General features: G+C 62.5%; 25 protein-coding genes. 5 read left to right on the plus strand and 20 right to left on the minus strand.

The annotated features are described in order from the left end of the window. Positions 1-52: 52 nt before the first annotated feature. The 4 genes from AC04SH_RS06075 to AC04SH_RS06090 form a co-directional block, all read right to left on the minus strand. Positions 53-2,248, minus strand: coding sequence for a hypothetical protein (locus AC04SH_RS06075; protein ID WP_488574335.1), 2,196 nt, complete (start codon positions 2,246-2,248; stop codon positions 53-55). A 122-nt stretch (positions 2,249-2,370) separates the two neighbouring features. Continuing rightward, entirely contained in the window at positions 2,371-3,483 is a 1,113-nt protein-coding gene (locus tag AC04SH_RS06080; protein ID WP_488574336.1) for a hypothetical protein, read from the minus strand. 12 nt (positions 3,484-3,495) lie between these two features. Beyond that, positions 3,496-3,711, minus strand: coding sequence for a hypothetical protein (locus tag AC04SH_RS06085; protein ID WP_488574337.1), 216 nt, complete (start codon positions 3,709-3,711; stop codon positions 3,496-3,498). A 1-nt stretch (position 3,712) separates the two neighbouring features. Next, on the minus strand, positions 3,713-3,868 hold the full coding sequence (locus tag AC04SH_RS06090) for a plasmid mobilization protein (RefSeq protein ID WP_488574338.1): 156 nt from the start codon (positions 3,866-3,868) through the stop codon (positions 3,713-3,715). Positions 3,869-3,980: 112 nt separating this feature from the next. Here AC04SH_RS06090 and AC04SH_RS06095 point away from each other — a divergent pair, with 112 nt between their 5' ends. Both AC04SH_RS06095 and AC04SH_RS06100 read left to right on the plus strand, forming a co-directional pair. After that, positions 3,981-4,565, plus strand: a complete 585-nt coding sequence (locus AC04SH_RS06095) for a DUF6932 family protein (RefSeq protein ID WP_488574339.1) — start codon at positions 3,981-3,983, stop codon at positions 4,563-4,565. Beyond that, positions 4,562-5,500, plus strand: a complete 939-nt coding sequence (locus AC04SH_RS06100) for a hypothetical protein (RefSeq protein ID WP_488574340.1) — start codon at positions 4,562-4,564, stop codon at positions 5,498-5,500. Before AC04SH_RS06095 ends, AC04SH_RS06100 begins: the two co-directional genes overlap by 4 nt. Before the next feature lie 204 nt (positions 5,501-5,704). Here the strand turns inward: AC04SH_RS06100 and AC04SH_RS06105 are convergent, their stop codons facing one another. The 6 genes from AC04SH_RS06105 to AC04SH_RS06130 form a co-directional block, all read right to left on the minus strand. Beyond that, entirely contained in the window at positions 5,705-6,286 is a 582-nt protein-coding gene (locus tag AC04SH_RS06105) for a hypothetical protein (RefSeq protein WP_488574341.1), read from the minus strand. Further along, a complete protein-coding gene (locus AC04SH_RS06110) occupies positions 6,283-6,744 on the minus strand; it encodes a hypothetical protein (RefSeq protein ID WP_488574342.1) in 462 nt (153 codons plus the stop codon). The genes AC04SH_RS06105 and AC04SH_RS06110 overlap by 4 nt, the downstream gene beginning before the upstream one ends. Next, entirely contained in the window at positions 6,741-7,265 is a 525-nt protein-coding gene (locus AC04SH_RS06115; protein WP_488574343.1) for an HNH endonuclease, read from the minus strand. Before AC04SH_RS06115 ends, AC04SH_RS06110 begins: the two co-directional genes overlap by 4 nt. A gap of 221 nt (positions 7,266-7,486) precedes the next feature. Then, the gene (locus tag AC04SH_RS06120; protein ID WP_488574344.1) at positions 7,487-7,699 is read right to left on the minus strand and encodes a helix-turn-helix transcriptional regulator; all 213 of its coding nucleotides are present in this window, start codon (positions 7,697-7,699) and stop codon (positions 7,487-7,489) included. 97 nt (positions 7,700-7,796) lie between these two features. Continuing rightward, complete coding sequence (locus AC04SH_RS06125; protein WP_488574345.1) at positions 7,797-8,567, minus strand: hypothetical protein; 771 nt, start codon at positions 8,565-8,567, stop codon at positions 7,797-7,799. Next, on the minus strand, positions 8,568-9,908 hold the full coding sequence (locus AC04SH_RS06130) for a site-specific integrase (RefSeq protein ID WP_488574346.1): 1,341 nt from the start codon (positions 9,906-9,908) through the stop codon (positions 8,568-8,570). A 308-nt stretch (positions 9,909-10,216) separates the two neighbouring features. Here AC04SH_RS06130 and AC04SH_RS06135 point away from each other — a divergent pair, with 308 nt between their 5' ends. Then, on the plus strand, positions 10,217-10,603 hold the full coding sequence (locus AC04SH_RS06135) for a hypothetical protein (protein ID WP_488574347.1): 387 nt from the start codon (positions 10,217-10,219) through the stop codon (positions 10,601-10,603). Positions 10,604-10,651: 48 nt separating this feature from the next. Here the strand turns inward: AC04SH_RS06135 and AC04SH_RS06140 are convergent, their stop codons facing one another. From AC04SH_RS06140 to msuE, 5 genes are read right to left on the minus strand one after another with little or no spacing between them, the layout of a single operon-like run. Continuing rightward, positions 10,652-11,416 (minus strand): ABC transporter ATP-binding protein, encoded by a 765-nt coding sequence (locus AC04SH_RS06140; protein ID WP_488574348.1) that lies wholly within the window; start codon positions 11,414-11,416, stop codon positions 10,652-10,654. Between the two features lie 24 nt (positions 11,417-11,440). Beyond that, positions 11,441-12,439 carry an ABC transporter substrate-binding protein gene (locus AC04SH_RS06145; protein WP_488574349.1) on the minus strand — a complete coding sequence of 333 codons (999 nt, stop codon included), beginning with the start codon at positions 12,437-12,439 and terminating at the stop codon, positions 11,441-11,443. 39 nt (positions 12,440-12,478) lie between these two features. Continuing rightward, positions 12,479-13,327 carry an ABC transporter permease gene (locus AC04SH_RS06150; RefSeq protein ID WP_488574350.1) on the minus strand — a complete coding sequence of 283 codons (849 nt, stop codon included), beginning with the start codon at positions 13,325-13,327 and terminating at the stop codon, positions 12,479-12,481. 25 nt (positions 13,328-13,352) lie between these two features. Beyond that, positions 13,353-14,729 carry an LLM class flavin-dependent oxidoreductase gene (locus AC04SH_RS06155; RefSeq protein ID WP_488574351.1) on the minus strand — a complete coding sequence of 459 codons (1,377 nt, stop codon included), beginning with the start codon at positions 14,727-14,729 and terminating at the stop codon, positions 13,353-13,355. A gap of 46 nt (positions 14,730-14,775) precedes the next feature. After that, positions 14,776-15,333 (minus strand): FMN reductase, encoded by a 558-nt coding sequence (gene msuE, locus AC04SH_RS06160; RefSeq protein WP_488574352.1) that lies wholly within the window; start codon positions 15,331-15,333, stop codon positions 14,776-14,778. A 331-nt stretch (positions 15,334-15,664) separates the two neighbouring features. Here msuE and AC04SH_RS06165 point away from each other — a divergent pair, with 331 nt between their 5' ends. Beyond that, a complete protein-coding gene (locus tag AC04SH_RS06165) occupies positions 15,665-16,684 on the plus strand; it encodes an LLM class flavin-dependent oxidoreductase (protein ID WP_488574353.1) in 1,020 nt (339 codons plus the stop codon). 169 nt (positions 16,685-16,853) lie between these two features. Here the strand turns inward: AC04SH_RS06165 and AC04SH_RS06170 are convergent, their stop codons facing one another. The 5 genes from AC04SH_RS06170 to AC04SH_RS06190 form a co-directional block, all read right to left on the minus strand. Further along, complete coding sequence (locus AC04SH_RS06170; RefSeq protein WP_488574354.1) at positions 16,854-17,699, minus strand: fumarylacetoacetate hydrolase family protein; 846 nt, start codon at positions 17,697-17,699, stop codon at positions 16,854-16,856. A gap of 151 nt (positions 17,700-17,850) precedes the next feature. Beyond that, positions 17,851-18,582 carry an SDR family oxidoreductase gene (locus AC04SH_RS06175; RefSeq protein WP_488574355.1) on the minus strand — a complete coding sequence of 244 codons (732 nt, stop codon included), beginning with the start codon at positions 18,580-18,582 and terminating at the stop codon, positions 17,851-17,853. Positions 18,583-18,887: 305 nt separating this feature from the next. Beyond that, a complete protein-coding gene (locus AC04SH_RS06180; protein WP_488574356.1) occupies positions 18,888-21,260 on the minus strand; it encodes an aldehyde dehydrogenase family protein in 2,373 nt (790 codons plus the stop codon). Positions 21,261-21,426: 166 nt separating this feature from the next. Continuing rightward, complete coding sequence (gene deoC / locus AC04SH_RS06185) at positions 21,427-22,476, minus strand: deoxyribose-phosphate aldolase (RefSeq protein ID WP_488574357.1); 1,050 nt, start codon at positions 22,474-22,476, stop codon at positions 21,427-21,429. A gap of 219 nt (positions 22,477-22,695) precedes the next feature. Beyond that, positions 22,696-23,523: a ferredoxin--NADP reductase gene (locus tag AC04SH_RS06190; RefSeq protein WP_488574358.1), complete on the minus strand. Its 828-nt coding sequence runs from the start codon at positions 23,521-23,523 to the stop codon at positions 22,696-22,698. Between the two features lie 222 nt (positions 23,524-23,745). On the opposite strand from AC04SH_RS06190, the gene AC04SH_RS06195 reads away from it, so the two are divergent. After that, complete coding sequence (locus AC04SH_RS06195) at positions 23,746-25,830, plus strand: hydantoinase/oxoprolinase family protein (protein ID WP_488574359.1); 2,085 nt, start codon at positions 23,746-23,748, stop codon at positions 25,828-25,830.

Consider the following 25,830-nt stretch of genomic DNA (forward strand, 5'->3'; position numbering starts at 1 on the left):
AATCGTGACCTTGGCGGTTATCGTCGCGGTGTCCGTCTTGATAGCCCATCGCCTATCTTCCACTCGCGTTGACGGCAGGCCCGAGCAGCGTGGCGGCCGGGCCAAGCATTAGAGCCTTCGCCACCGTCATCATCTCATTGGTCAGGCGCGGCGAACGTGTCCCCCGCATCAGGGCACGGGCAATCTCAGATTCGCTGTTGGACATGAGGCCACGAGCAAGGGCGGCGTGATTGGCGTCTGTGGAAGCACCACGAAGGGCTTGTACGATGCGCTCCACGGCGGTGACCCCGGCTGATCGGGCAGCCCCTAACGTGCCGCCAGCCATGTAGCCTTCGCGAACGCCAAAGCCTCTCCCTGTCTCACCGCCCAATGCCCGGGCCGACTCCTGGCGGGCGGCGGTTGCAGAGTTGCGGGTGACGAAGTTGCTGGTATCGGCAAACACCCGTTCGGCATCGAGAACATTCAGGATCCGCTGCGCCCTCTCACCACCGAACAGCGTCGCCAGCTTCTGAGCGTTCCAATCGCCTTCGCCCTTGATAAGCCGCTGGAGGGCAACCCGGTCATTGGCATTCGTCCCGACGATACGGTCGATCTCAGCCCTTGCACCTTCCCTAAGGCGCACAGCAGCCGCAGAAGGCCCTACGGCACGCCCCTGAGGCTGTGCGGCGGCCTGGACCTCGTCGGCTAGCTCCTGAGGCCTAGGCGTGCCTCTGCCGCTGTCCAGGACCGTCTGGCCCCTCTCCAATGCCTCACGCTGCCGAGCGAACTCCCCAAACTGCGCATCGACCTGCTTCAGCCCGGGTACAGACTGCGCCAGTTGATCGTCAATTTGCTGACGAGCAGAGGAGAGCACTCGGCGAACATTCCCCTCAGTGACGCCATCCAGCATCCCATCGATTGCCTGGCGGGTTTGGAGGAGCGCGGCGGGATGCGGATCAAGTACCTCCGTGCCGTGAATGTTCAGCATCGAGCGCACACGCTGGAGTGCGGACTGAGCATCCCCACGAAGGTTTACAATCTGGCTGTCAATCGCATCGGCAATCGGCTGCGTGTCGACAGCCCGGGCATCCCGCAGAGCGGCTTCATAGGCTGGCGACAAGCTGCGCTGACCGGCGCGAATTCCGGCGTCTATTCGTGAGGGAATGGGGGCCGGTCCTAGAGCGTCGTCCACGGCGCCTGTTATCCGACTGTTGGCGCCGGCATCCCGACTTCTGATGGCATCCTGTACAATGCTTCGGGCTGGGCCGGGGCGCGCGACCAAACCGGCAGCTTGCTGCTGAAGATTGGGACCGAGATCCGCAAGGGTTGCCTGGGGGCCGAGCTGCGCAAGCCGCTGCTGGACCTCTGCCGCCGGTATGCCGTCCGCCTGCATCGCCTTTGAGAGCTGGCTGATAGCCTGCGGCGTCAGTTCGCCGATAGTGGCACCGGCCCGGCGTGAAATGAAGTCGGCAGTCGCGCGATAACCGGCCCCCAGGAGACCCGAAAGGCCGGGCGCTACAAGCCCTGTAGCCAGGCCTGCAAGCGCTCCGGTTCCTATCGCATGCGGGTCACCACCTGACCTGACGGCGGCGTCCGCGCCGCCTATGCCGCCCCCAGTCAAAGCACTGACTGCAGAACGGACCGCTAATGGCGCCGCACCAGCCCCAAATGCCTCGGGTGCGGCTGCAATCGCCGGAAGGGTTCCGGCGACCGCACCCACGACGTTACCTCCGAAGGTAGTTTTGGGATTGTCCGCCATCACCTCGCGGGCACGGTTATTGCTGTCGTCGTACAACTGCCCGAAGCTCTCGTCCGAGAACGGCGCCTGCGTGGCTGCAGAGAGGGCACTGGCGCCCTTCATCAGCATCGGTCCTACAATTGGCACGCCGCTGAGTGTGCCCGCCGATGCAGCCCCCAACTTGTCCATCGCCGAGGTGTGTTCAACCATTCCGGTTTCGGGATTGTAGCCGGGGATATTGGAACCATCGAACTCAGGATGCGAGGGGCCGGCCGGCGATGTCGCAAGATGCTTCTTCAGTGCGGCAATAGCGCCTTCTTCGCTGTCCCCAGTGACCCGGTATTTCTTCCCGTTCGGTGCCGTGATTTGAAACTGTCGAGCGCCAGTGCCCGGCTCCGGGGCGTTGGAGCTTTGATACTTCTGCCAAGGTCCCGAGCCTATGGCCGGTACGTCCTGTTTGTATTTGCTCCAGGGGCCGCCCTCGGGAACACCAGGGTAGCGTGGGCCTTTCGAAGGGCCTTCATCCTGCATCGGAAACTTTCTTTGGAGCGCTGCCCGCATTGTCTCCGGCGAGGTCCCCGCAGGGAACTCCGCTACGGTGCCATCTGGGAGGTCTACCTCGATTGGATCGCCGGAGATTTTGCCGTTTGCCATTATGCCCACGCCCTTATGACAAGTCGCCAGCTAGCGTTGGTGATGTCGGTTAAACCTGTGCCGCCTTTGTTGAGAATTTTCAGGGAGCTTGAGTTCGCCCCGAACCGGACATTGATGTTCGTAGCGTCAGGGACCATGCTGAGAGCTTGGACATTGGCGTCGGTGGTGTTCAACATCGGGTTGATGGCAACTTCGTCGCCGATCGAGTACCCGATGTTTGCAGTGGTGCACTGGAGAACCGCCATATAGAGCTTCGGCTGAACGCCGAGCCCGTGGGCCAGTGTAAGCGTGCCACCGGCAGTGATGGTCTGCTGCGTGCTCTCGTACGATTTGGTGAACGGCACAGTCGTCCATTGCGGAGCGGTCGCGCCGGTGTTCATCTGCAGCACTTGGGCTGCTGTTCCCTTCGCAAGCCGTGTGAGCGCCTTGGCGCTTGATGCATAGAAGATATCCCCCGCTACGACGGAAGCCGGGAATGGAACAAAGGTCTTTGCCGTTGCGCCGTCGCCGATCAGTACAACGTTGTCGTCAGTGTCCCACTGGATATCACCCTCTGCCGTTGGCGCGGGTGCGGCGCTTTGCTTAAGCGTCAGGGTGGGTGTAACGACTGTCGCGTTGGTAATTGTGTTGGCCGGGTTGGCGCCATTCGCCCGCAGATAGTCCACACATCGCCAGTTGCCGCCGCCGAGGGAGCGGAAGGTTGCGGTGTCTCCTGCCGCAGTCGTGATGCTCGCCCCACCAGGCAAAATCATGCTGGTGGCGTTGTAAGTGAGCGTTAGAATGCCGGTGAAGGTCAGGACGCGTTCCGCGCCCGCAGCTACCGTGCCGAAGCTGTTGATTGTCGTGGTGCCGGTTATATCAAGGAACACTCCGGTTGCTGCGGCCAAGTTTGTGGTCGCAGCGGACGCCATGCTGCTGCCTTGAGTATTCAATCCATCGTTTCCCGCAACCGCTGTTTGCCCTCCAGTGCCGCCGCCGAGGACGGGGCGGGCCGTGTTCTGTGCGGTCGCCAGATCGTTAATCAGCGTATTAAATTTTGCCGACTCGATCGGCGTGTTGGGGGTTACGGTGCTTCCAGGGGGAAGGCTGTATACGTTCGAAATGTACGGCACAGGATTATATTCCTATCTGCGGACAAAATGAGAGGGAAGCTTTTGCATTGCGGCAAACGTCGCGTCGGTATCGATCACTGCAAACCCGAAGCCACTTTCCAGAGGCTTGACCCCTGGCAGCGCGCCGGAGCGCGCATCGGCCACGATTGAGCCGATGGCCCGACATTCCGCCTTATGAAGGCGCCAGAGCTGCATCAGGGTGACGGGCGGCGCCGCGACGTAAGACATCTTAGGCCGCCGATCGCTGAGAGGCTTCCGTCGCTGCTTCGCGAATGTACTCGGACAGCGTGAGGCCGCGCTTCAGAGCTGCGGCGCGCAGTGCGTGCTTCTCTTCTGGCGAAATCCGAAGCCGGATGTTTTCGATCATCGCTGCGCTGAGGCGCATAGTTCGATCTCCTGTGGCGAACACACGAAATCTAGCAGTGCCGATCAATGTTGGCGTTCCGCAAGTTCAGCAATATCATGCATCTTCCGCAAAACTTGGGGCGATGCGTTGAATGCCAATACCTCCCTTCACAAATGACGGAGTACTGCCCCCTTTTGTAGGCGCCAGTGGCCCTGGCGGACGGGCGGAAGATCTGAGCCCATACGAAGTGACATCCTTGGAAGTCGTTACTACATTTGGGACCACGCCACATCGGCAGGCAATTCTGAGGGGCTGGCTGGCTCATCGCCAAGAACTTCGCGGTATCGGCTTTGTTGCTGGATTTCAGTGGCTGGACGGTAGCTTCGTTGAAGACAAAGTGCCGTCCGATCTGGATACCGTTGCCTTCTTCTATCGACCGCAAGGGGCTCAACAGCCGGCGGATTGGGCTGCGTTTTCAAGAGCGCACGCCGCGCTCTTTGACCGAGCCCGGATAAAGCAGAGCTTTCAGGTGGATTTCTTGCTTGTCGATCTGCACGGACACCCCGAGTTTTCCATCGACATGGCTCGATACTATATCGGCCTGTTCTCACATCGCAGAGGCGACGGCTTGTGGAAGGGTATGTTAAAGGTCAGGATGGAGAATGTAGCCGATGACGCAATGGCCACGGCCATCCTTGGGCCGGCGCCCGCTGCTGGCGGAGTTGCTGCACCATGAACTTGTTGAAGAAGACAGAGCGCGATTATGGCCAAGCTGATCGTGCGGCCGTAATCAGTCTGATTGACAGGCTAACCGACCAGGACATTCTGACACGGATTGGACTTGAATCGCGCCTGCGCGAGATTGACGACAGTATCGCCCGTCTAGGGGCCGAGCCCGTGGAAGCTCACGCAACGGCTGCCTTGTTCTTCGGAGGTCGTCCGGTTGTCGGGTCAATTGGGATCGAAACAGAATTTGGGACGAACGCCGTAGCGAAATTTCAAGACCTCATCGCAAAGGTCTTGGCCCAGCAGACAACAGGGCTTGGGCAACGCGGGCTGGTAGCGAACAAGGGCGCTGCGACTATGCACATCACTAACGTAGTGCGTGGTTCTTTCGGCTTCATCCTTGAGGAGGTACAGCCACAGCAGCAGATTTTCGACTCCACCCTCAAGTCCGTGGTGGACGATACAACCGAGCTACTGGACGCGTTTGGTGAACCCGACGAAGAGCAGTTTCGCAGCGCTGTTGAGCGCATTGATCAAAGGGTTCTTACGACTGCTCGGGAATTCTTCGAACATATGCGTCACAACGGAGCGACCCTAAGGCTGGTGACAGGCGAAAATGAGTTCAGCTTCGGAACAGAGGCTGTGACGCGCGCTACTGAACGCGCTATCGCAACGTCAGTGGAAGAAGCTGACAGCGACATTCGAGGACAGTTAAGCGGTGTGCTGCCTGCGGCCCATCAGTTCGAGTTCAAACTTGATGCTGGCCAAGGCACCATCAAGGGGAAAGTCGCTCCTAAGTGGACGGCGGACGACCTTGAGCGTTGGAACCGGGAGATGGTCGGGGTCAACGCCGTTGCCTCGACTTCGGTGAAACGTATCCTCCGAAATGGCGAGGTTGTTCGAGAGGCGTACGTTTTGCGCGAGATCGAGCCTCTCGCTGATTGAAAAGCTGCTCATAGGTTTGCTTGATACAAAGCGAGACGACTAGCGTCTGCCGATATAACGATTGCCAGTCCAGCCGGATCTACCCGCCAAGGAGCATTGCGATGAAGCTGCTTCCCAATCCCGTATCGCTTGCACCACCTGGCAATCGTGTCCGGTGAAACGCCAGCTATGCCGGCCGCCTGTTGAAGGGTGAGGGGCTTTGATCTATCCATGATTGCCCCCATCCTGCGCAGATGCCTTTTCGGCCAAATACGCCGCAATGCTGACTGAGCGAACCGGCGAGGCTGGGCCGAACGTCCCCACAACTTTTCGGTCCGACATGGGCATTCGGGCCTCGCCTTTCGTCGGGCAGAGTGTCCGCTGGATCTTCAACAGGGCAGGGAACAGAGGCGCGAGCCGGTGCGGCATCTTCTTACCTTGGCGGCCGAGCGATTTGGCCAGGCATAGCGCCTGCCGGTCGCTTTTGAGGGCGCCGACATCGACGCCGTGTCTACGAAGCCAGTTCCGTAGAGGGTAGAAAGGCTCCGGCCATTCGTAGCACCGTCTTTCCCTGTTGGTGCTTCTGAGGCCGTAGAGCGCTGCCGTTGAAGGCTTGCGCCCTTTCTTCCCTCCCAAGCCCCTTGCCGACGATGAGGGAATGCCTTCGTTCGCGATTTTGACGGTCTTTGTAAAAATCTCCTTATCAGTATCGGTTCCAGTCTCTTCTCCGTCTCGTGTAACTGTCTCCGTCTCAGTCTCCTTATGTCGACACTGTCTCGACACGGTGTCCGCAGGGTCTATCCTCATGAAGCCCTCCTCTGCATATAAGTCGAATTGCCCAGCCTGGCGCCGCTCAGCGTTTCAACCGTGCTTGGAATGAGAGCGGGCTGCAGCTCGGCCTCAGCGATTTCTCGGACAGGGTCACTCTCGACATCCGACACGACGCGAACGATCGACTTCTGATGGCTCGTGTTCATGGGCTTGTTGTGCTCGAACCAGCCGATAACAAAATACTCGTCTGTGGAGGCATCGAAGGCGATTAGGCCGCCTTCGATGAGATGGCGTCGCGCCGTTTGCATCTTGTCGACCTGCCAAGCCAAATCTGACGCCGCGTATGCGTCCGGCATTCGAAAGCAGCCGGCGCTGGTCTGATGCTCGCTGGTCAGTAAATAAAGCAGGAGAAAGCGAGCATCGTCTGTCGGCAACGCCCGAAACCTTTTCGACCGCCAGACTTTCGGACTGATCTTCGAGAATTCGCGGCTCATTCTGCGGCCTCAAGAGGTTGGGCCGCGAACTCCCCGTAGTGCAGGAGTTCGGCGGCAGCCCGAACGGCGGCAGCTTCATCGAAGGTCGGGAATGTCCCCAGGACCAGGTTCTGTAGATCGATACCGATGAACGCCTGCCATCGGCCGCTGGCGGTTTGCGTAACACCGATGCGGCCACTGCTGTTGCTCTTGCCGGGGCGGCGATTGCGAGCGTTCTGAAGCGGTGTCGCTTCGCGTAGATTCTTCCATCGGTTATCGGCGCGCATACCGTTCTTGTGGTCGACGTGATGCTTTGGCCATTTGCCCGTCTGCATCAACCAGATCACACGGTGCGCCCGATACAGGCGATAGTCGATTTCGACCTGCGTGTAGCCCTCGCTGGTTCGCGTACCTGCGAGGGCGCCACTAAAAGTCCCGGGTCTAGCGACGCGCCAATTCAGCGCGCCGGTTTCAGGATCGTAGATCAGAAGCGTTCTCGCGCGCTCAGCGGTCAGAGAGGGCAGGTGCGGACGAGCGACCATTAGCGCACCCCCAAACCTGCCAAGCGGCAGACCTCGAATGCGGTGGCTGGAGGAACTCGAAAGCGCGCCGCGACTACAGCAATTGCGTACGAGCCATCATCGATCTGGATTGCGGTTGAGCAGTGGTTGGAGTAGAAAGATGCCGCGACAGCATTCTTATCTACCGAGCCGCCGAGCCCTGCCAGGCCGGCGGCTTTGTCTTGCATATCCATCGCAGCACCTCACGCCGCAACCGAAGTGGAAGACCGCTTTCTCTGCTCTACCCAAGAAAACAAATCGGTGGGGTCATACACGACCGAGCGACCGAGCTTCGCATAACGAGGGCCGTTGCCAGTCAGGCGCAATTTTTCGAGGGTTGAGGCAGTAAGGCCCAAAAATTTCGCCGCGCCTTCAGTGCGAAGCATTGCAGCGGTGTTTTCGACTTTGGCTTGCATTTTGGTTCCTCTAGCGGGTTGGACTATCCGCAAGAGGCTACCGGCTTGCACTGACACTCCGGGATGACGGACCCCGGAAGAAATGCGGCTGAGTCCGTTATCCTTCGCCTAGCCACGAAGGCCGGTAATCGCCGGCTAGGGTATCGGGCTGTTTTCTCAAGTGGTTGATTGCGCCACGAGTTGCGCTGACAAAACTGTCCTGTTCGGGGCCGACGTCTGCCCACGCCGCCTCAACAAAGCGCAAGAAGGGCGTCCGGCTCGGGTCAGGATTCGACCCGGGCAGTTTGCCTGTCAGAAAGACCCACGCCTCTGCCATTGCAAGAACAAACGCCGCCTTTTCTGGCTTGCCGGCATTCTCCCTGCTCGCGGCCAGCATGTCGCGCATGGTCAGCATATGGCCCTCTAGCTGCTCTAACAGATAGCGCGTCGCGACAAGGTTGCGGGCCTGATCAGTGGCCCAGGTGGCCCGGTCCGGCGCTGGTAGGCTCGGGTATAGGTAGGCGCACATCTGCCTAAGTGGTGCCTCTAGCGCCGCTGCGCCGTGTTTGGCCAAGTTGTCTTTTTTTCGCTTATCCCGTGCGAGGAAGTTTACAACAGCAGGCATCGCGACGGAGGCCTTCATGACAAGGGCATGGCCTTCTTCCCATACGTCTATCCACTCGCCGTGAAGCTTGAGCTCGCTGGAATCAATAGCCTTCATCGTTGCAACAAACAGCGCGCGGCGCGCGAAGGCGTGCGCCGCCGCTCTCGTCTCCCACCTCTGGTGAAGCCGGATTTTGGCCACGGCACCGTCAATCTCATAAGAGCCAGCCGGGGCGTACTCGTCAGGTAGAGTCAGCTCGCGATCTTTTGTCGGCTTCTTCGCCATTTATCGAGCGGGCCGTATCTGAACAATTTCAGCGGACTTTGGCTTTTGCTCATCTCCCATGGCTTCGGAAATGCGCTTGCCTATGGCGTTCGAGGCCTTGCGCAACGGGTCCGCTTCAAGATGCGCGTACCGCTCAGTCGTGCGTGATTGCGTATGGCCGAGCAGCTTGCCGACGATAGGTAAGCCGAGATTGGCGCCGACGCCTATCGACGCATGTGTGTGCCGCAGGTCGTGGATGCGCACCCTGAAGCCGGGGTTGTCTGCCTGGGCGGCCAGGCCGGCGCGTTTGCGGATCATCTGCCAGGGCCGCTTGAGGTCGGCGCGCGGTCGGCTTTCCATCTTGCCGTTTTTCAGTGCCCGAGGTTTGCCTGGAATAACGTATCGATCGGTACGAGGCAGATCGGCCAGCACCATCTGGGCGGGCGCATTTAGGATGATTGTTTTCTGGCCCGTCTTGCTGTCGGGCAGCAGCAGAAGGCCGCGCTCTAGGTCCACCATGTCCCAGGTGAGGTGCAAGATTTCCCGCAGCCGGGCGCCGGTGAGGATGAACAACCGCAAGGCTGCAGCCGAGGCAGGATCTAGCTTGACCAGCCGGTTTTCAGCCTTTGGGGCATGCTTGGTCTTCCTGGTTGGGTCGGGCTCCCAAGGGATGCCAACTGTCTCGGCCTCGCGGATGGCGGATCCGAGCCGCAGGATTTCCTCTGAAGACAAGAAACGCTCCCGCTTGGCCTCTCGATACTTCGCGATACCAGCGGCAGGGTTTTCCATCTTGGGCAGGATCTTGCCCTTGATCGCCCAGCCGTACATCGAACTGACCACGTCGCGGATGCGGTTCGCTGTAGTCGGCTTCGCCTTCAGGCTGATGTGTAGGCCGGCGATATCGCTCGGGGTAACTGCCACAGCCTTGCGAGTACCGAACTGCGGCACCGCATAGGCGTTGAGCATATGGGCATACTGGGCGTGGGTGTTCGCCTTCTTGAGAGCTTCGACGTGGTGCAGGAAAGCGTCGGCCAGCTTGGCGAATGTGATGGCGCCGCGTTCCTCGGCTCTATCTCGCGAAGGGTCCTGGCCTTTGACCACTGAAGCCAACAGGTCTTTCGCAACGTCCCTGGCCTGATCGGGCGTCACCTTGCCGACCTTTGCAATCGTCACCCGCTTGACCGGGGCGGATCGTCCGGAGCCCGCGCGGTAGCGGACGATGTAGGACATTCCACCAGTCGCGCGCACGCGGAGCCCAAAACCGATCAGCTCGCTATCGAACACGTAGAAGTCTGTGCCGTTGGGCTTCGTGGCATCGACCACGCGCTTTGTGATTTTGACTGACTTCGCGCCTTCGGACATACTGTGCCACCACTGAGAGGGTCGGGGCACCGCCGGGGCACCATAAAATAGGAAACCCGGCGACACTCACGGAAACACAGTAGCTGATTTGCGTTGAAAACAATAGCTTTCCGGACACTGGCGGCAACGAACGGAAACAGAACGAAAGAAAGGCCCTATGAATGGCATTCAAGAGGTCGTCGGTTCGATTCCGATTGGCTCCACCAAACAGTCACTTTCCGACGCTCGGTTTGGTGGCATTCATGCTTGTCGCCTGCCAGTCGGCGCCTGAACCATCATCCCCGCCGCCAGCGCCCGCACCTCAGCCCATGGCCCCTGCCGCGATCTCTGCTGACGGCGCAGCCGTCCTCGATCCGTCTGTCAGGGTCATGCCCCCCGGCGAGGGCATCCCGGCCAAATATGTCGCATTTTCCGGCATATGGGGCGGACGTCTCGATGGGATGTATGACGGCAAGCTCGCCGTGCTGACGATTTCGCGCAGCGGCAATGTCACCGCCACCTACGCCTGGGGCGATATCGCCGACAACAAGCCTGGCGTGGCCGACGGCGAAGGCAAGATTTTCGGCAACACGTTGAAACTGCGGCGGCTTCCCAATGGCGGGGACGTCAGCGCGGTCATGCAGGCGGACGGAACGCTGACCGTCACCTATGGGCTTGCCGACCGCAACTATACGGGCACGTTCACCAAGCAGTAGTCGCGAGAGCGAATCTCCGGTGTCAGCCCCGGCTGGCGCCTGCCTCGATCAGTGCAATCCGAATTCGCGCAGCAATTCTTCGCGATAGCGCACGAAGCGGCTTTCGCTGCGTTCACGCGGGCGTGGCAGGTCGATGTCGATCAATCGCGCCGCGCCGCCTTTCTCCTTGGGCAGGATCAGCACCCGGTCGGCCAGATAGATCGCCTCTTCCAGATCGTGGGTGACCATCACCATGGTGACGTTCTCCTCGCTCCAGATACGCGCCAGTTCCTCCTGCATGCCGATCTTGGCCATGGCGTCCAGCGCTCCCAGCGGCTCGTCGAGCAGAAGAATCTCGGGCTGGACGGTAAGCGCCCGGGCGATGCCGACGCGTTGCGCCATGCCGCCGGAAAGCTGGTTCGGAAAGGCATCGGCGAATTCGGCAAGCCCGACCAGCGCGACGTAGAAGCGGGCGCGTTCCTCGGCTTGCCTCTTGGGCACGCCGCGCACTTCGAGGCCGAAGGCGACGTTGCCGAGCACGCTCAGCCACGGCAGCAGGCGCGGCTCCTGGAAGATCACGGCACGCTCGGCGCCGACGCCATGCACCGGCTGGCCGTCGATCGCGACACCGCCGCTGTCGGCAGCCTCGAGTCCGGCCAGAATACGCAGCAGCGTGGTCTTGCCGGAGCCGCTGGCGCCGACGATGACAAGGCATTCCCCCGACCGGATGTCGAGGTTGAGCGTCCGCAGCACGGCAAGCTGGCGCCCGCCGAGGCTGAAGGATTTGGAGAGGTCGCGGATCGAGACCTCTCCGCCACGGTTGGAACCGGTCATCTCATCTCCCAGCTATTCCAGAGCTCAGTTCGTCTTGGTTTCGCCGGGCCGGTACAGGATGTCGGCGGCCTTCAACTTGCCCTTCGCCAGACGGCCGTCGCGCTCCAGGACGGCGACCCAGAAATCGATGTCGTGGTCGGTCGCCTGCGCGCCTTCACGCAAGCCAAAGCCGGTCCAGTAGCGGGCGAGATCGCCGTTTTCGCCGCGCTTGTTGAGGATATTGGCCAGCACCTTGCGGGCTTCGTCCGGGTTCTGGCGCGACCAGTCTGAAGCGCGCGCCGACTGTTCGACGAAGTTGCGCGCCGCATCCGGATTGGCGGCAATGAAGTCGCGCCTGAGCACCACGAAGCCGCCGGCGAGTTCGCCGAGCACCTGGGTGTCGTCGAACACGCCGCGCACGCCGCCATTGGCGACCAGCGCTCCGGCGAACGTCGCCTGCCAGTAGCCGAGCCCGGCTATATCGACCTGGCGCGAGCGCAAGGTCTGTTCCAGCTGCGGCCCGGGCACGACAATGAGGTTGGCGGCAGTCGGCGGCAGGCCGACGCTGTGCAGGGCCTCGCGCACCGTATAGTCGAGATGGGCGCCGAGCGTGTTGACCGAGATGGTCTTGCCGGCGATGTCGGCGATCGATTTGATCGGGCTGTCTTCCAGCACATAGAAGACGCTTTTGACGTCCTTGTTGATGCCGTTGCTCGGATACGCCGCGACGAAGTCGTTGCCGCCCGAGATCGAATTGATCACCGCCGCGGTGGCGGCAGAGCCGATGTCGACGCTGCCGGAGGACAGCGCAAACAGCGATTCCGGTCCGCCGGAGGCATAGCCGACATTTTCCAGCTCGACGCCGAGCCCCTTGTAGTAGCCGAGCTCGGCGGCGAGCTCATGCGGCGAGATGCTGCCGCGGCTGGCGAGATAGCGAAATTTCACCGGTGCGGTTTCGGCAAAGGCCAAGCGCGGCAGGCCGGCGGCGATGAGGCCGGCGGCTAGCGGTGCGCCGGCAAGCAGGGAACGGCGGGTGATTTTCATGATCCGGTCTTTCCTGAGTGGAGGGTGAGGGACGGGCTGCTAGTTGACTGGGTTGCTCCAGCGGCAGAGCCGCCGCTGCAGCGCGACCAACGCCTGGTTGGCGATCAGGCCAAGCCCGGCGAGGATGACGATTGCCGCAAACATCAGCGGGATCTGGAAATTGTACTGCGCGTTCATCACCTGGAAGCCGATGCCCTTGTTGGCGCCGATCATCTCGGACGCGATCAGGAGCAGCAGCGCGGTGGTGGCGCTCAGCCGCAGGCCGACGAAGATCGACGGCACGGCGCCCGGCAGCACGACGCGGCGAAACACGGTGAGTCGGCTCGCGCCGTAGACACGCGCCATTTCGAGCAGCTTGGGATCGACTTCCTTGACGCCGCTGGTGGTGTTGAGCAGCAGCGGAAACAGGGTTGCCCAGAAGATGACGAAGATCTTCGAGGTTTCGCCGAGCCCGAGCAGCAGGATGAACACCGGGTAGAGCGCCAGCGCCGATGTCTGGCGGAACACCTGCAGGATCGGGTCGAGCGCGGTTTCGACGGGGCGCACCTGACCCATGAACAGGCCGAGCGGGATGGCGACCGCAACCGCTGCCGCAAAAGCAATGCCGGCGCGCTGCAGGCTGATGGCGATGTCGCCGAGCAGGCTGCCGCCGGCAAGCCCCTTCCAGAGCGCAGCTATGATCATGTCGATCGGCGGCAGCACCGCCGCGTTGACCCATCCGACGCTGCTCGCCACCTGCCAGAGCGCCAGGAAACCGACAAGCACACCGTAGCGCGACAGGAAGCGGACAGCCGCCCTGCCGCTGAGGCGCAGAAAGTCGTCGCTAGGCCCACTTTCGCTGCGACTGGCGCGGATCGTGATCGGCCGATCGATGTGCTGCAATGTCATGGCGTCATCCCTTCAGCTACGAGGATCATTCGGCGGCAAGGACGGTCGAGCGGGCGACGGTCCATGGATTTTCCGGCCGCCTAAGACCGAGATTCTCGCGCAGCGTGCGGCCCTCGTAAGCGGTGCGGAACAGGCCGCGCCGTTGCAGTTCGGGAATGACCAGGTCGACGAAATCGTCGAGCGCGCCGGGCAGCCAGGGCGGCAGGATGTTGAAGCCGTCTGCCGCCTCGCTGGTGAACCATTCCTCCAGCTGGTCGGCGACCTGTGCGACGCTGCCGACGATGGTGTAGTGGCCGCGCGCCGTCGCCACCCATTGATAGAGCTGGCGGATGGTGAAGTTGTGCTCGTCGGCAATCTGGCGGATCAGCGCCTGACGGCTCTTCATGCCTTCGGTTTCCTTGCTTGGCGGCAGCGGGCCGTCGAGCGGGTAGCCACGGATGTCGAGCGTCTGGCCAGCGAGCCCGTTGAGCAGCGCAACACCGTCCTCGGGCAGGATGAGGTCGTTGAGCTGTTGGTATTTGGCGCGGGCTTCCTCCTCGGTGCGGCCGACGAAGGGGGCGACGCCCGGCATGATCAGCACCTGGTCGGGATCGCGGCCGACTTCCGCCACGCGGGCCTTGATGTCGCGGTAGAATTCCTGCGCCGTCTCCAGCTTCTGATGGGCGGTGAAGATGACTTCGGCCGAGTGCGCGGCAAGCCCGCGTCCGTCTTCGGACTGCCCAGCTTGTACGACAACCGGATGTCCCTGCACCGGGCGCGGCACGTTGAGCGGACCCTTGACGCTGAAATGCTCGCCCTTGTGGTCGATGTCGTGCAACCTGTCCTTGTCGTAGAAGCGGCCCGACTGCTTGTCGCGAATGAAGGCGTCGTCCTCCCAGCTGTCCCACAGCGCCTTGACCGTCTCGACATGCTCATGCGCCCGCGCATAGCGCTCGGCATGGTTGGGCTGGACGTCGCGGTTGAAATTGCGCGCCGTTTCGTCGCCGGCCGAGGTCACCACGTTCCAGCCGGCGCGGCCGTTCGACAACAGGTCGAGCGACGCGAACTTGCGCGCCAGCGTGTAGGGCTCCTCATAGGTGGTGGAGGCGGTGGCGATGAAGCCGAGATGCGTGGTCAGCGGCGCCAGCGCCGCAAACAGCGTCACCGGCTCGAAGCCGGCGATCTTGGCATTGCCGCCTTCGCGGGCGCCGAGGCCGACGGTCAGGTTGTCAGCCAGGAAATAGGCGTCGAACAGGCCGCGCTCGGCGGTCAGCGCCAGCTGCTTGTGGAACTCGAAATTGGTGGCGCCGTCGGCGGGCGCATCGGGATGGCGCCAGGCGGCGATATGCTGCCCGCCGCCGGGCAGGAAGGCGCCCAGTTTGATCTGCCGCGGCTTGCTATCGGACTTGCTGGCTCGGGTCATTGCAGGCGTCCTTCGGTCTATACGGGAAGAGTTGCGTTGCTGATCTTCAGGCGGCACGAACGACGCTGTACGGCACGCCGGCCACCCGGCATGCCTCGGCCACCGCCTGCCGGGCCCGCGCCTGGACAGCTTCGGACACCAGCACGCCATTGGCGAAATCCTTGTCCGAGGCGTAGATCGCGGTCGGCAAGGTCTGCGCTTCGAAGAAGCCGAACAGCGGCCGCAACTGGTGTTCGACGACAAGCGAATGGCGCTCGCCGCCGCCGGTCGCCGCGAGGATGACCGGCTTGCCGCGCAGCGATGACGGGTCGAGCAGGTCGAAGAAATGCTTGAACAGCCCGGTATAGCTGCCTTTGAAGGTCGGTGAGCCGACCACCAGCACGTTGGCGGCCAACAGCTGGTCGACAATGGCGCGGGCCGCCGCATCGAGATCGTCAAGTTTCTTTGCGAGCGGAAAGGACGGGCCGAGATCCTCGATGTCGAAAACGCTCAAGGCAGCACCTGCACGGCTCGCCACCTCACCGGCGATGTGGCTGACGAAAGCCTTGGTCTTGGACGGACGGGTCAGGTTGCCAGACAACCCCACCACCAGCTTTCTCGACATTTTTGCGGCTCCTTGCACCATGGTATGTGCATTAAGGCTACCGATTTTGTAGAATTAAATGAGCGAGAAGATTTCAAAACCGGCCCGTCAAGCGAATGGAGTTTGCGGCACATCGCCTTTCCTTGGTTCATTTGGCCCAAAAGCGGCGCGGCAGATCCGGTTCGATATCCGCTGGCTCTGACAAATAGACAATCCTGGTGCTTTGCACGCCGATGGGTATCGTCGCGAGACCGTCAAGGGTCGGCGCCATTGACACTGCGTTGCGTCAGATACGATTGAACCCAATCGCACGGGCGACGAAGTAGGGACCTGCAAAGAACAGGATGCACGCATGAAAAAGATCGGCTTTCTTTCCTTCGGCCACTGGTCGCCTTCGTCGCAATCGCAGACGCGCTCGGCTGCCGATGCGCTTTTGCAGTCGATCGACCTGGCGGTGGCAGCCGAGGAACTTGGCGCTGACGGTGCCTATTTCCGCGTACATCACTTTGCCCGCCAGCTCGCTTCGCCCTATCCGCTTCTGGCCGCGGTCGGCGCCCGCACCAGCCGCATCGAGATCGGCACCGCCGTCATCGACATGCGCTACGAGAATCCGTTGTATATGGCCGAGGATGCGGGTGCTGCCGACCTGATCGCCGGCGGCCGGCTGCAGCTCGGCATCAGCCGCGGCTCACCGGAGCAGGTGATCGACGGCTGGCGCTACTTCGGCTACGTGCCGCAGGAAGGCCAGAGCGACGCCGACATGGCACGCAGCCATGCCGAGGTTTTCCTGAACGTGCTGCGCGGTGAAGGCTTTGCGCAGCCCAATCCGCGGCCGATGTTTCCCAATCCGCCCGGAATGCTGCGCCTCGAACCATTCTCGGCCGGCCTGCGCGACAGGATCTGGTGGGGCGCCGCCACCAACGCCACCGCCGAATGGGCGGGCAAGCTCGGCATGAACCTGCAAAGCTCGACGCTGAAGTTCGACGAGAGCGGACAGCCGCTGCACGTCCAGCAGGCCGAACAGATCCGCGCCTTCCGCGCGGCGTGGAAGGAAGCCGGGCATGCGCGCGAGCCGCGCGTGTCGGTCAGCCGCAGTATCTTCGCGCTGGTCGACGACCGTGACCGCGCCTATTTCGGCGGCAACGATAGCGAGGACCACTTTGGTTACATCGAACCGGAGAAGCGCGCCGTCTTTGGCCGCACCTATGCCGCCGAGCCGGATGTGCTGGTCAAGCAACTGAAAGAGGACGAGGCGATCGCCGAGGCCGATACGCTGCTTCTGACCGTCCCCAACCAGCTCGGCGTCGAGTACAACGCCCATGTCATCGAGGCGATCCTGAAGCACGTCGCGCCGGCTCTCGGCTGGCGCTGACGCGGCGCCAGCCCTCGGGCACGCAGACTTAGAGCAATTCCAGGAAAAGTGTGAAACGGTTTTCCCGGGAAAGCGCAAAGCGCTTTCCCTTGGGAATTGCGTCAAAACAAAGAGTTGGAGCAGATCGCCGTTTCGATGAAACGGTGAACTGCTCCAGGAGAAGAGGCGGCTAGAGATCCGCCCTGAAGGTCTGCTTCTGCTGGCCGAGCCCCTCGATGCCGAGCTCCACCACATCGCCGGCTTTCAGGAACACCGGCGGCTTCATGCCCAGCCCGACGCCGGGGGGCGTGCCGGTGGAGATGATGTCGCCGGGATGCAGCGACATGAACTGGCTGAGATAGGAGACGAGATAGGCGACGCCGTAGACCATGGTCTTGGTCGAGCCGTTCTGCATGGTCTTGCCGTTGACGGTCAGCCACATTTTGAGGTTCTGTGGATCGGCCACTTCGTCCTTGGTGACCAGCCACGGGCCGGTCGGGCCGAACGTGTCGCAGGACTTGCCCTTGGTCCACTGGCCCTGGCGCTCGGCCTGGAATGCGCGCTCGGACACGTCATGCGCGACGGCATAGCCGGCGACATAGTCCAGCGCGTCGGCCTCGCTGACATATTTCGCCGTTTTGCCGATGATCACCGCGAGCTCGACCTCCCAGTCGGTCTTTTCCGAGCCGCGCGGGATCAGCACATCGTCATTCGGGCCGACGATGGCCGAGCTTGCCTTCATGAAGATGATCGGCTCCGGCGGCACGGTGGCGCCGGTTTCGGCGGCGTGGTCGGAATAGTTCAAGCCGATGCAAATGAACTTGCCGGTGCCGGCAACGCAAGGGCCGAGCCGGGGCTTTCCGGACACCGCCGGCAGCGACTTCGGATCGAGCTTCGACAATGTCTCGAGCGACGCCGGATCGAGCGCCTTGCCGGCAATGTCAGGGACATGACCCGAAAGATCGCGGATCGTTCCATCCGCATCGAGCAGGCCGGGGCGCTCGCTCCCAACCTCGCCATAGCGCAGCAGTTTCATCTTGCTCTCCAAATTGCGGCCCAAGGCCGTTTTCAAACTCACTCAGCCAAAGCCACGAGGGACTGGGCCGGACTCTGGCTATCGGATCCGACCTCGGACAAGCCGGACTTTAGGCCTGCTCGATCCCGGACCTTCGGATCGGGAATAGTGCTCAGATCGACCAGCCGCCGTCGATATTGTAGGCTTGCCCCGACGTGTAGGTGGCGCCGGCGAGATAGACGGCAAGGTCGGCGATTTCCTCGGGCGTGCCGAGACGGCCCATCGGCTGACGGGCGATGAAGGCCGCGCGGGCGGCCTCATAATCCCCCTGCGCATGCATGCGATCCTGCAGCGACGGGCTTTCGACGGTGCCGGGGCAGATGGCGTTGCAGCGAATGCCCTTGGCGACATAGTCGGCGGCGATTGCCTTGGTGAGACCGATCACGGCTGCCTTGGTGACGCCATAGGCGAAGCGGTTGGGCACGCCTTTGCCGGCGCCGGCGACGGATGACATGTTGATGATGGAGCCGTCGCCTCGCTCCAGCATGCCGGGCAGCACGGCCCGGATGGTGCGGATCATGGCGCGGACATTGAGGTTGAAGGCGAAATCGAGATCGGCATCCTTCATCTCGAGGATCGAGCCGGAATGGACAAAGCCGGCGCAGTTGAACAGCACGTCGACGCGGCCGATTTCAGCAAAGCCCGATGCCACCGCATCGTCGTTGAGAACGTCGAGCTTGCGGGTCTTGATGCCAGAGGTCCTGGCGAGTTCGGCCAGCAGCGCTTCGTTGATGTCGGTGGCATGGACAATGGCACCTGCCTTGGCGAAGGCCAGCGCGCTCGCCTTGCCGATGCCTTGCGCCGCCGCCGTGACGACAACGACCTTGCCTGCCAGATCCGCCATGCTTTTCTCCTCGGCGCTTGTGCCGCTTTCCTGGGCTCAGCCCGATTTACTGACGCCCGATTTACTGACGCTTGGCCAAGGCGTCCTGTGCCAGACAGGCGCGACTATGCGGCCTGCACAATCCATCAGTCCATGAATAAAATATGTTTTTTCTGGTTAAAGAACACACGCCAGGGCGTCAAGCCCGAACGCGATCACCTTCGCGACGGCAGATGTAATGCACATCGCTGGCTCTTCTGATGCAACAACATGGATGACAACCGGGCAACAAGTCACGCTGCCTGGTTCGCTCAAGCACGAAACGATCAGTCGCCGTAAGGCACCCAGACGTTCTTGACCTCGACGGCGCGGCGCAGCAGGGCATCGCCGGCGGCCTCATCGGACGCCCAGTCGAGGCTGCGGCCATTGCCGGTCCAGACGCGCTTGAGATTGCCGATGGAGTCGGCCTCCGCCTTGGCGCAGGTGTCGGCATCCGCAAACAGCCAGAGCCCGTCGACATCGTCGTGCTTGGCCAGAACGCCTGCAAGTTCCGCCGTGCGGCCGGTGACGATGTTGATGGCGCCGGCCGGAACGTCGGAATATTCGATCACCTGGTAGAGATCGGTGGCGAGCAGAGGATAGCGCTCGGATGGCACGGCGACCACGGTGTTGCCCATGGCAAGGGTCGGGGCGATCAACGAGATAAACCCGAGCAGCGGCGCGGTGTCGGGTGCTACGATGCCGACGACACCGACCGGCTCGTGCAGCGCCAGCGTGACGGCGCGGGCCGGCGGCTGATGCACCCTGCCCTCGAACTTGTCGGCCAGACCGGCATAGAGGAACAGCCGCTCTATGGACTGTTCGACTTCTTCCCGGGCGGCCTTGGCATTGACGCCGGTGAGTTCGGTCAAGCGTGCGGCAAACTCACTGGTGCGGCCGGACAGGTTTTCGGCGAGGTAATAGAGCACCTGGGAACGGTTGTAGGCGGTCGCCTCCGGCCAGGCCTTGCAGGCGCGAGCGGCAGAAACGGCATCGCGGATATCCTTGCGGCTGCCGAGGCCGACTTCGCCGGCGAGCTTGCCCTTGGCAGTGGCTATCGCCAGCGAGTAGTTGCCGTCCGGGCGGACCTGCTTGCCGCCGATGAACAGTTTTGCCGTGCGGTCGATGGCGCCGCCGTCCGCTTGCTCGACCGGCTGCGCGGAAGACGTCGCCGGCTTGAACACCGGGCCGAGCGGTAGCTTTGCCGCGAGATATTCGAACATGCCCTCGCGCCCGCCTTCGCGACCAAAGCCGCTTTCGCGGTAGCCGCCGAAGCCGCAGGCGGCGTCGAACATGTTGGTGCCGTTGACCCAGACCACGCCGGCCTTCAGCTGCGGGGCAACATGCAGAGCGAGGTTGATGTTTTCGCTCCACACCGAGGCGGCCAGCCCATAGCGCGTATTGTTGGCGAGCTCGATCGCTTCCTCGGTGTTGCGGAAGGTCATGGTGGCCAGCACCGGGCCGAACACTTCCTCCTGCGCCAATATGTTAGCCGGCGAAACACCCGTGGCGAGCGTCGGCAGATGGTAGTAGCCGGAAGACGGCAATGCTGCATCCGGCTGCCAGCAGACAGCGCCCTGTTTCGCCCCTTCGGCGACCAGGCCCTTGACCCGGTCGAGCTGTGTGGCGTCGACCAGCGGGCCGATGTCCGTGTTCTTGTCGAGCGGGCTGCCGACGCGCAGCCGGCTCATCCTGACCTTGACCTTGGCGATCAAGGCCTCGGCAATGCCTTCCTGCACCAGAAGCCGCGACCCGGCGCAGCAGACCTGGCCCTGGTTGAACCAGATGCCGTCGACCAGACCCTCGACGGCGCTGTCGAGATCGGCGTCCTCGAAGACGATGAAGGCCGACTTGCCGCCAAGCTCCAGCGATATTTTTTTCCCTGATCCCGCCGTGGCCTTGCGGATGATCTTGCCGACCTCGGACGAGCCGGTGAAGGCGATCTTCTGGATGCCGGGATGGTTGACGATAGCGACGCCCGCTTCAGGCCCGCCCTGGACGATGTTGACGACGCCCTTCGGCACGCCGGCGCGCTCGCAGATCTCGGCAAACAGGATAGCGGTGAGCGGCGTGAACTCGGCCGGCTTCAGCACCACCGTGCAGCCGGCGGCAAGGGCTGGCGCGATCTTCCAGGCCAGCATCAAAAGCGGGAAATTCCACGGGATGATCTGGCCGACGACGCCGACACCCTTATGGCCAGGGAAATCCTTGTCCAGCGCCTGCGCCCAGCCGGCGTGATGGATGAAATGGCGGATGGCCAGCGGCACGTCGATGTCGCGGCTTTCGCGGATCGGTTTGCCGTTGTCGATTGTCTCAAGCACCGCGAACAGGCGCTGATGCCGCTGCATGGCGCGACCAATGGCATAGAGCACCTTCGCGCGCTGGTAGCCTGAGGACGCCGACCATTTCGGCAGTGCCTTGGTGGCGGCGGCAACGGCTGCGTCGATGTCGGCGGCGCCGGCATCGGAGACCTTGGCCAGCAGCTTGCCGGAGGAGGGCTCGCTGGTGTCAAAAGTCTTGCCGCTGGCGGCGGCCTTCCAGGCGCCGTCGATGAACAGCGCCTTGCCGAAATCGCGCGCCGCGAGCCACGCATCGGCCTCGGTGCGGGCTTCCGGCGCCGGGCCGTATTCCATGGCGTGATAACGTTCGAGGATGTTCATGTGGTGCCTCCTTCACCCTCCCCCTCGTGGGGAGGGTCGATCGGCAAAGCCGATCGGGGTGGGGGTAAATTTCTGTCTGTTCGATTCATTCGACTGCGGATCTGGTTTCCTGACCCCCACCCCGCCGCTGCGCGGCGACCCTCCCCACAAGGGGGAGGGTGGGAGCTCAAGCCATCGCGTGGCGATGATTGGCCGAATAGTGCCCTGTCAGGTGGTGCTCGAGCTGACGTTCGATATCGGTCAAAAGGCTCGAAGCGCCGAAGCGGAACAGGTCTGGCTCCAGCCATGGCCGTCCGAGCTCTTCCTTCATCAGCACTAGCCAGTCGAGCGAAGCCTTGGCGGTGGAAATGCCGCCGGCGGGCTTGAAGCCGATGAGAAAGCCGGTCTCCTCGAAATAGGCCCTGATGGCGCGCACCATGGCAAGGCCAACGGGCAGCGTGGCGTTGACGCTTTCCTTGCCGGTCGAAGTCTTGATGAAATCGGCGCCCGCCATCATCGCTACCATCGAGGCCAGCATGACATTGCGCAGCGTGGCGAGGTCACCGGTGCCCAGAATGACCTTGAGATGCGCATCGCCGCAGGCTTCGCGCATCGAGACGATCTCGTTGTAGAGCTCCTGCCATTTGGCGCCGAAGACCAGGCCGCGCGGAATGACGACGTCGATTTCGTCGGCGCCATCGCGCACCGAAGCCTCGATCTCCTGCAGGCGCGTCGACAGCGGTGCGAGGCCGTGCGGAAAAGCGGTGGAGACGGCGGCGACATGGATGCCGGTGCCGCGCAACGCGTCGACGGCGGTAGCAACAAACGGATGATAGACGCAGACCGCCGCCGGGCGGATTTTTTCGCCTTCTATGCCAAGTCCTTCGACAATGTCACGGCGGAACGGGTTGATCGCCTTGGCGCACAGACGGCGCACGCGCTCTTCGGTGTCGTTGGAATTCAGCGTCGTCAGGTCCATGCAGGAAACGGCGCGCAGCAGCCATGCCGCCTGGTTGTCGGCCTTGATCGAGCGCCTTTTAGTCAGGCTGGCGACGCGGCGTTCCAGCGCCGAGCGGTTGACGCTGCGCACCGATTCCATGAAGCCGAGATCGAGCCGCATGCCGGTATTGCGGGCAATACTGTGGGTTTGCGGGACGGGCGTGTTGGCTGCCGCACGCGCCGGCAGCGGCGTGACCTTGGATGCGCCGAGATCGGCTTCGCGGATTGTGCTGCTCATCTCCTGCCCTTTCGCTCGACGATTCTACGTCGTGGTGCGTGTCGTTGCTCCCGGACCGCAAAGCGGTTTGGGCGACACGCGCCGAAGATAGCCCGTGAATCGATGCTTCACGAGTCCTTCAAGGGCTCATAGCGGAAAAAGGCGGCAAAGGCAGCTGAATTTTGACCGTATGGTCAAAACGTCGATCCGAGAGCGCCGGCGCCGAGGCGCCGGCAGATATCAGCCGACGAAAGCGCGCTCGACGACGAAAGTGGAGGGATGGCTGAGTGAACCTTCGTGGAAGCCGAGGCTTTCGGCCAGTTCCTTGACGTCCTTCAGCATATGCATCGAGCCGCAGATCATGATGCGGTCGGTCTCCGGGTTGAGCTTCTCGATGCCGAGATCGGCGTAGAACTTGCCGGAGCCGATCAGCGCGGTGATGCGGCCCATGCGCGCCGATTCTTCGCGGGTCGTCGAATTGTAGAGGGTGACGCGGCCGCCGGTGAGTTCGCCGATCAGCGGATCGCTTTCGAGAGCAGCCACCAGCTCCTGGCCATAGACCAGCTCCGCATTGTCGCGGCAGGTGTGGGTCAGAATGAGCTGGTCGAACTTTTCGTAGGTGTCGGGATCGCGCAGCAGGCTGGCGAAGGGCGCGATGCCGGTGCCGGTCGAGATCATGAACAGGCGCTTTGCCGGGGTCAGCGCGTCGACGACCAGCGTGCCGGTCGACTTCTGGCGCATGATGACGGTGTCGCCGACCTGGATCTTCTGCAGTTCGGAGGTCAGTGGGCCGTCCGGCACCTTGATCGAGAAGAATTCCAGCTCTTCGTCCCAGGCCGGGCTCGCCACCGAATAAGCGCGGTACACCGGCTTTTCGGCATTGGGAAGGCCGATCATGACGAACTCGCCGGAGCGGAAGCGCAGCGACTGCGGACGGGTGATGCGGAACGAGAACAGGCGGTCGGTGTAGTGCTTCACCGACACCACGGTTTCGGCATAGACATTGGCCGGAATCGGGAACTGCAGCGGACGGGCGCCGGCGGTGTTGAATGCGGATGTGGTGTTCATCAAATCCAACTCTGTCTTGCCCACTTACATATGCGGGCGCCAAACCATTTCCTGCGCGCCCGGACCAATCAGGTCCCAGCGTGCCGTTCACACACTCCAAAGCGGTAAGCTCTTGTGTCCGAAATTTATTAGTATACAAACGATATTTGTGTCAAGATACCACGCTAAAACAGCTTTCCAAACTGCGGCATATTCGTAGTCCTGTCATTTCGGGTTTCGACAATGAAAGAGAATTTTTCGGTGCAACAGCCGGATTCCCTGGGTAACGTCGTTGCCGGCATCGATGTCGGCGGAACCTTCACCGACCTCATTTTGATCGATGGAAAAGACGGCGGCAGGGTGCATATCGCCAAGACGCCGACCACGGTCGACAACCAGGCTTTCGGCGTGGTTTCAGCGCTTGGCGCCACCGGCTTTGCCATAGACGGCATCGACCTCATCGTGCACGGCACGACCACCACCACCAATGCGGTGCTGGAACGCCGGCTGGCGAAGACCGGAATGATCACCACAAGGGGATTTCGCGACGTGATCGAGCTTGGCCGGCGCACCCGGCCGCAGCCCTATGGCATGACCGGCACGTTCGTTCCGATCATCCCGCGCGATCTCAGGCTGGAAGTGTCGGAGCGCGTCGAGGCGTCGGGCGCGGTGCGCACGCCGCTCGACGAGGACGAGATGCGCGACGCGGTGAAGGCGCTGATCGCGACCGGCTGCGAATCGCTGGTGATCCATTTCCTGCACTCCTATGCCAACCCCACACATGAGCGGCGTGCGGCCGAGATCGCCGCCGAGCTCTGGCCGAACAACTACATCACCACCGGCCATGCTCTGCTGTCGGAAGCGCGCGAATTCGAGCGCGGGGTGACAGCCGCCGTCAACGCCTCGGTGCAGCCGATCCTCGAGCGCTATGTCGAACGGCTGCGCAAGGAATTGGCTGCCAAAGGGTACGCCCGCGACTTCCTGATCATGAACGGCAATGGCGGCATGATCTCGGCCCGTTTCGTCACCCGGGAGTCGGCAAAGACCGTGATGTCGGGCCCGGCCTCCGGCGTCATCGCCGCCGCCTATACGGGCAAGCGCGCAGGCTTCGAGAACCTCGTCACCTACGACATGGGCGGCACCTCGACCGACGTGGCGCTGATCCGCAATGCGGAGCCGGCGGTGTCGAACGAGATCGAGATCGAATATGCGATGCCGATCCATGTGCCGATGGTGGCAGTGCATACGGTCGGCGCCGGCGGCGGCTCGATCGCCCGCGTCGATGCGGCCGGGCTGATCCAGATCGGCCCCGAAAGTGCCGGCGCCAATCCCGGCCCGATCTGCTACGGCCGCGGCGGCGCCGAGCCGACCATCACCGATGCCAATCTGGTGCTCGGGCGGCTGGCGCCGAAAAAGCTGCTGGCGGTCGAGAATCCGGTCACCGTCGAGCGCGTCACCGGCATCTTCGAAGACAAAATCGGCAAGACCACCGGGCTCTCCGGCGTCGAGGCGGCGGGCGCAATCCTGCGGCTCGGCAACATGAAAATGGCCGGCGCCATCCGCATGGTCTCGGTGTCGCGTGGCCATGATCCGCGCGATTTCGCGCTGTTCGCCTTCGGCGGCGCCGGGCCGCTGCACGCCTCCGCGCTGGCGCGTGAACTCGGCCTGCCCCGGGTGCTGGTGCCGGCGCGTCCGGGCATCACCAACGCGCTCGGCTGCGTCGTCGCCGATCTGCGCCATGATTTCGTCAACACCATCAACCAGCCGGTGGCTGTGCTCGATGAAACCCAGCTCCATGTGGTATTGGAACGGCACCGAAACGAAGGCGAAGAGCTGATCGGCAAGGAAGCGGTGAAGCCGGAGACGATCCGCGTTACCCACTCCGCCGACATGCAGTTTGTCGGCCAGACCCACATCATCAACGTGCCGCTGCCGTCGTCCTCGGTGACCCGGAGCGAGCTGCAGGCGCTTTTCGAAAAGGCCTATTTCGCCCGCTTCAAGGTCGAGCTGCCGGAGATCCGCGCCAATCTGGTCAATCTCAACACCTCGGTGACCGGCGTGCGACCGGCGATCGACCTATCGCGACTGATTGACCCGGCCGGACGCGCCAAGACGCTCGACGAGGCGCGTCGCGAGACAAGGCCAGTCTGGTACGCCGGCCGCTGGCACGACACGCCTGTCTACGCACGTGAAAAACTGCCGCTCGATGCCGTCATCGAGGGACCGGCGATCCTCGAACAGATGGACGCCACCACGGTGCTTGAACCCGGCGACCGCGCACGTTCGGATGCCGACGGCAACATCATCATCGACATCGGCGAGGCCTGA

This window comes from Mesorhizobium sp. CNPSo 4688, assembly GCF_057784295.1.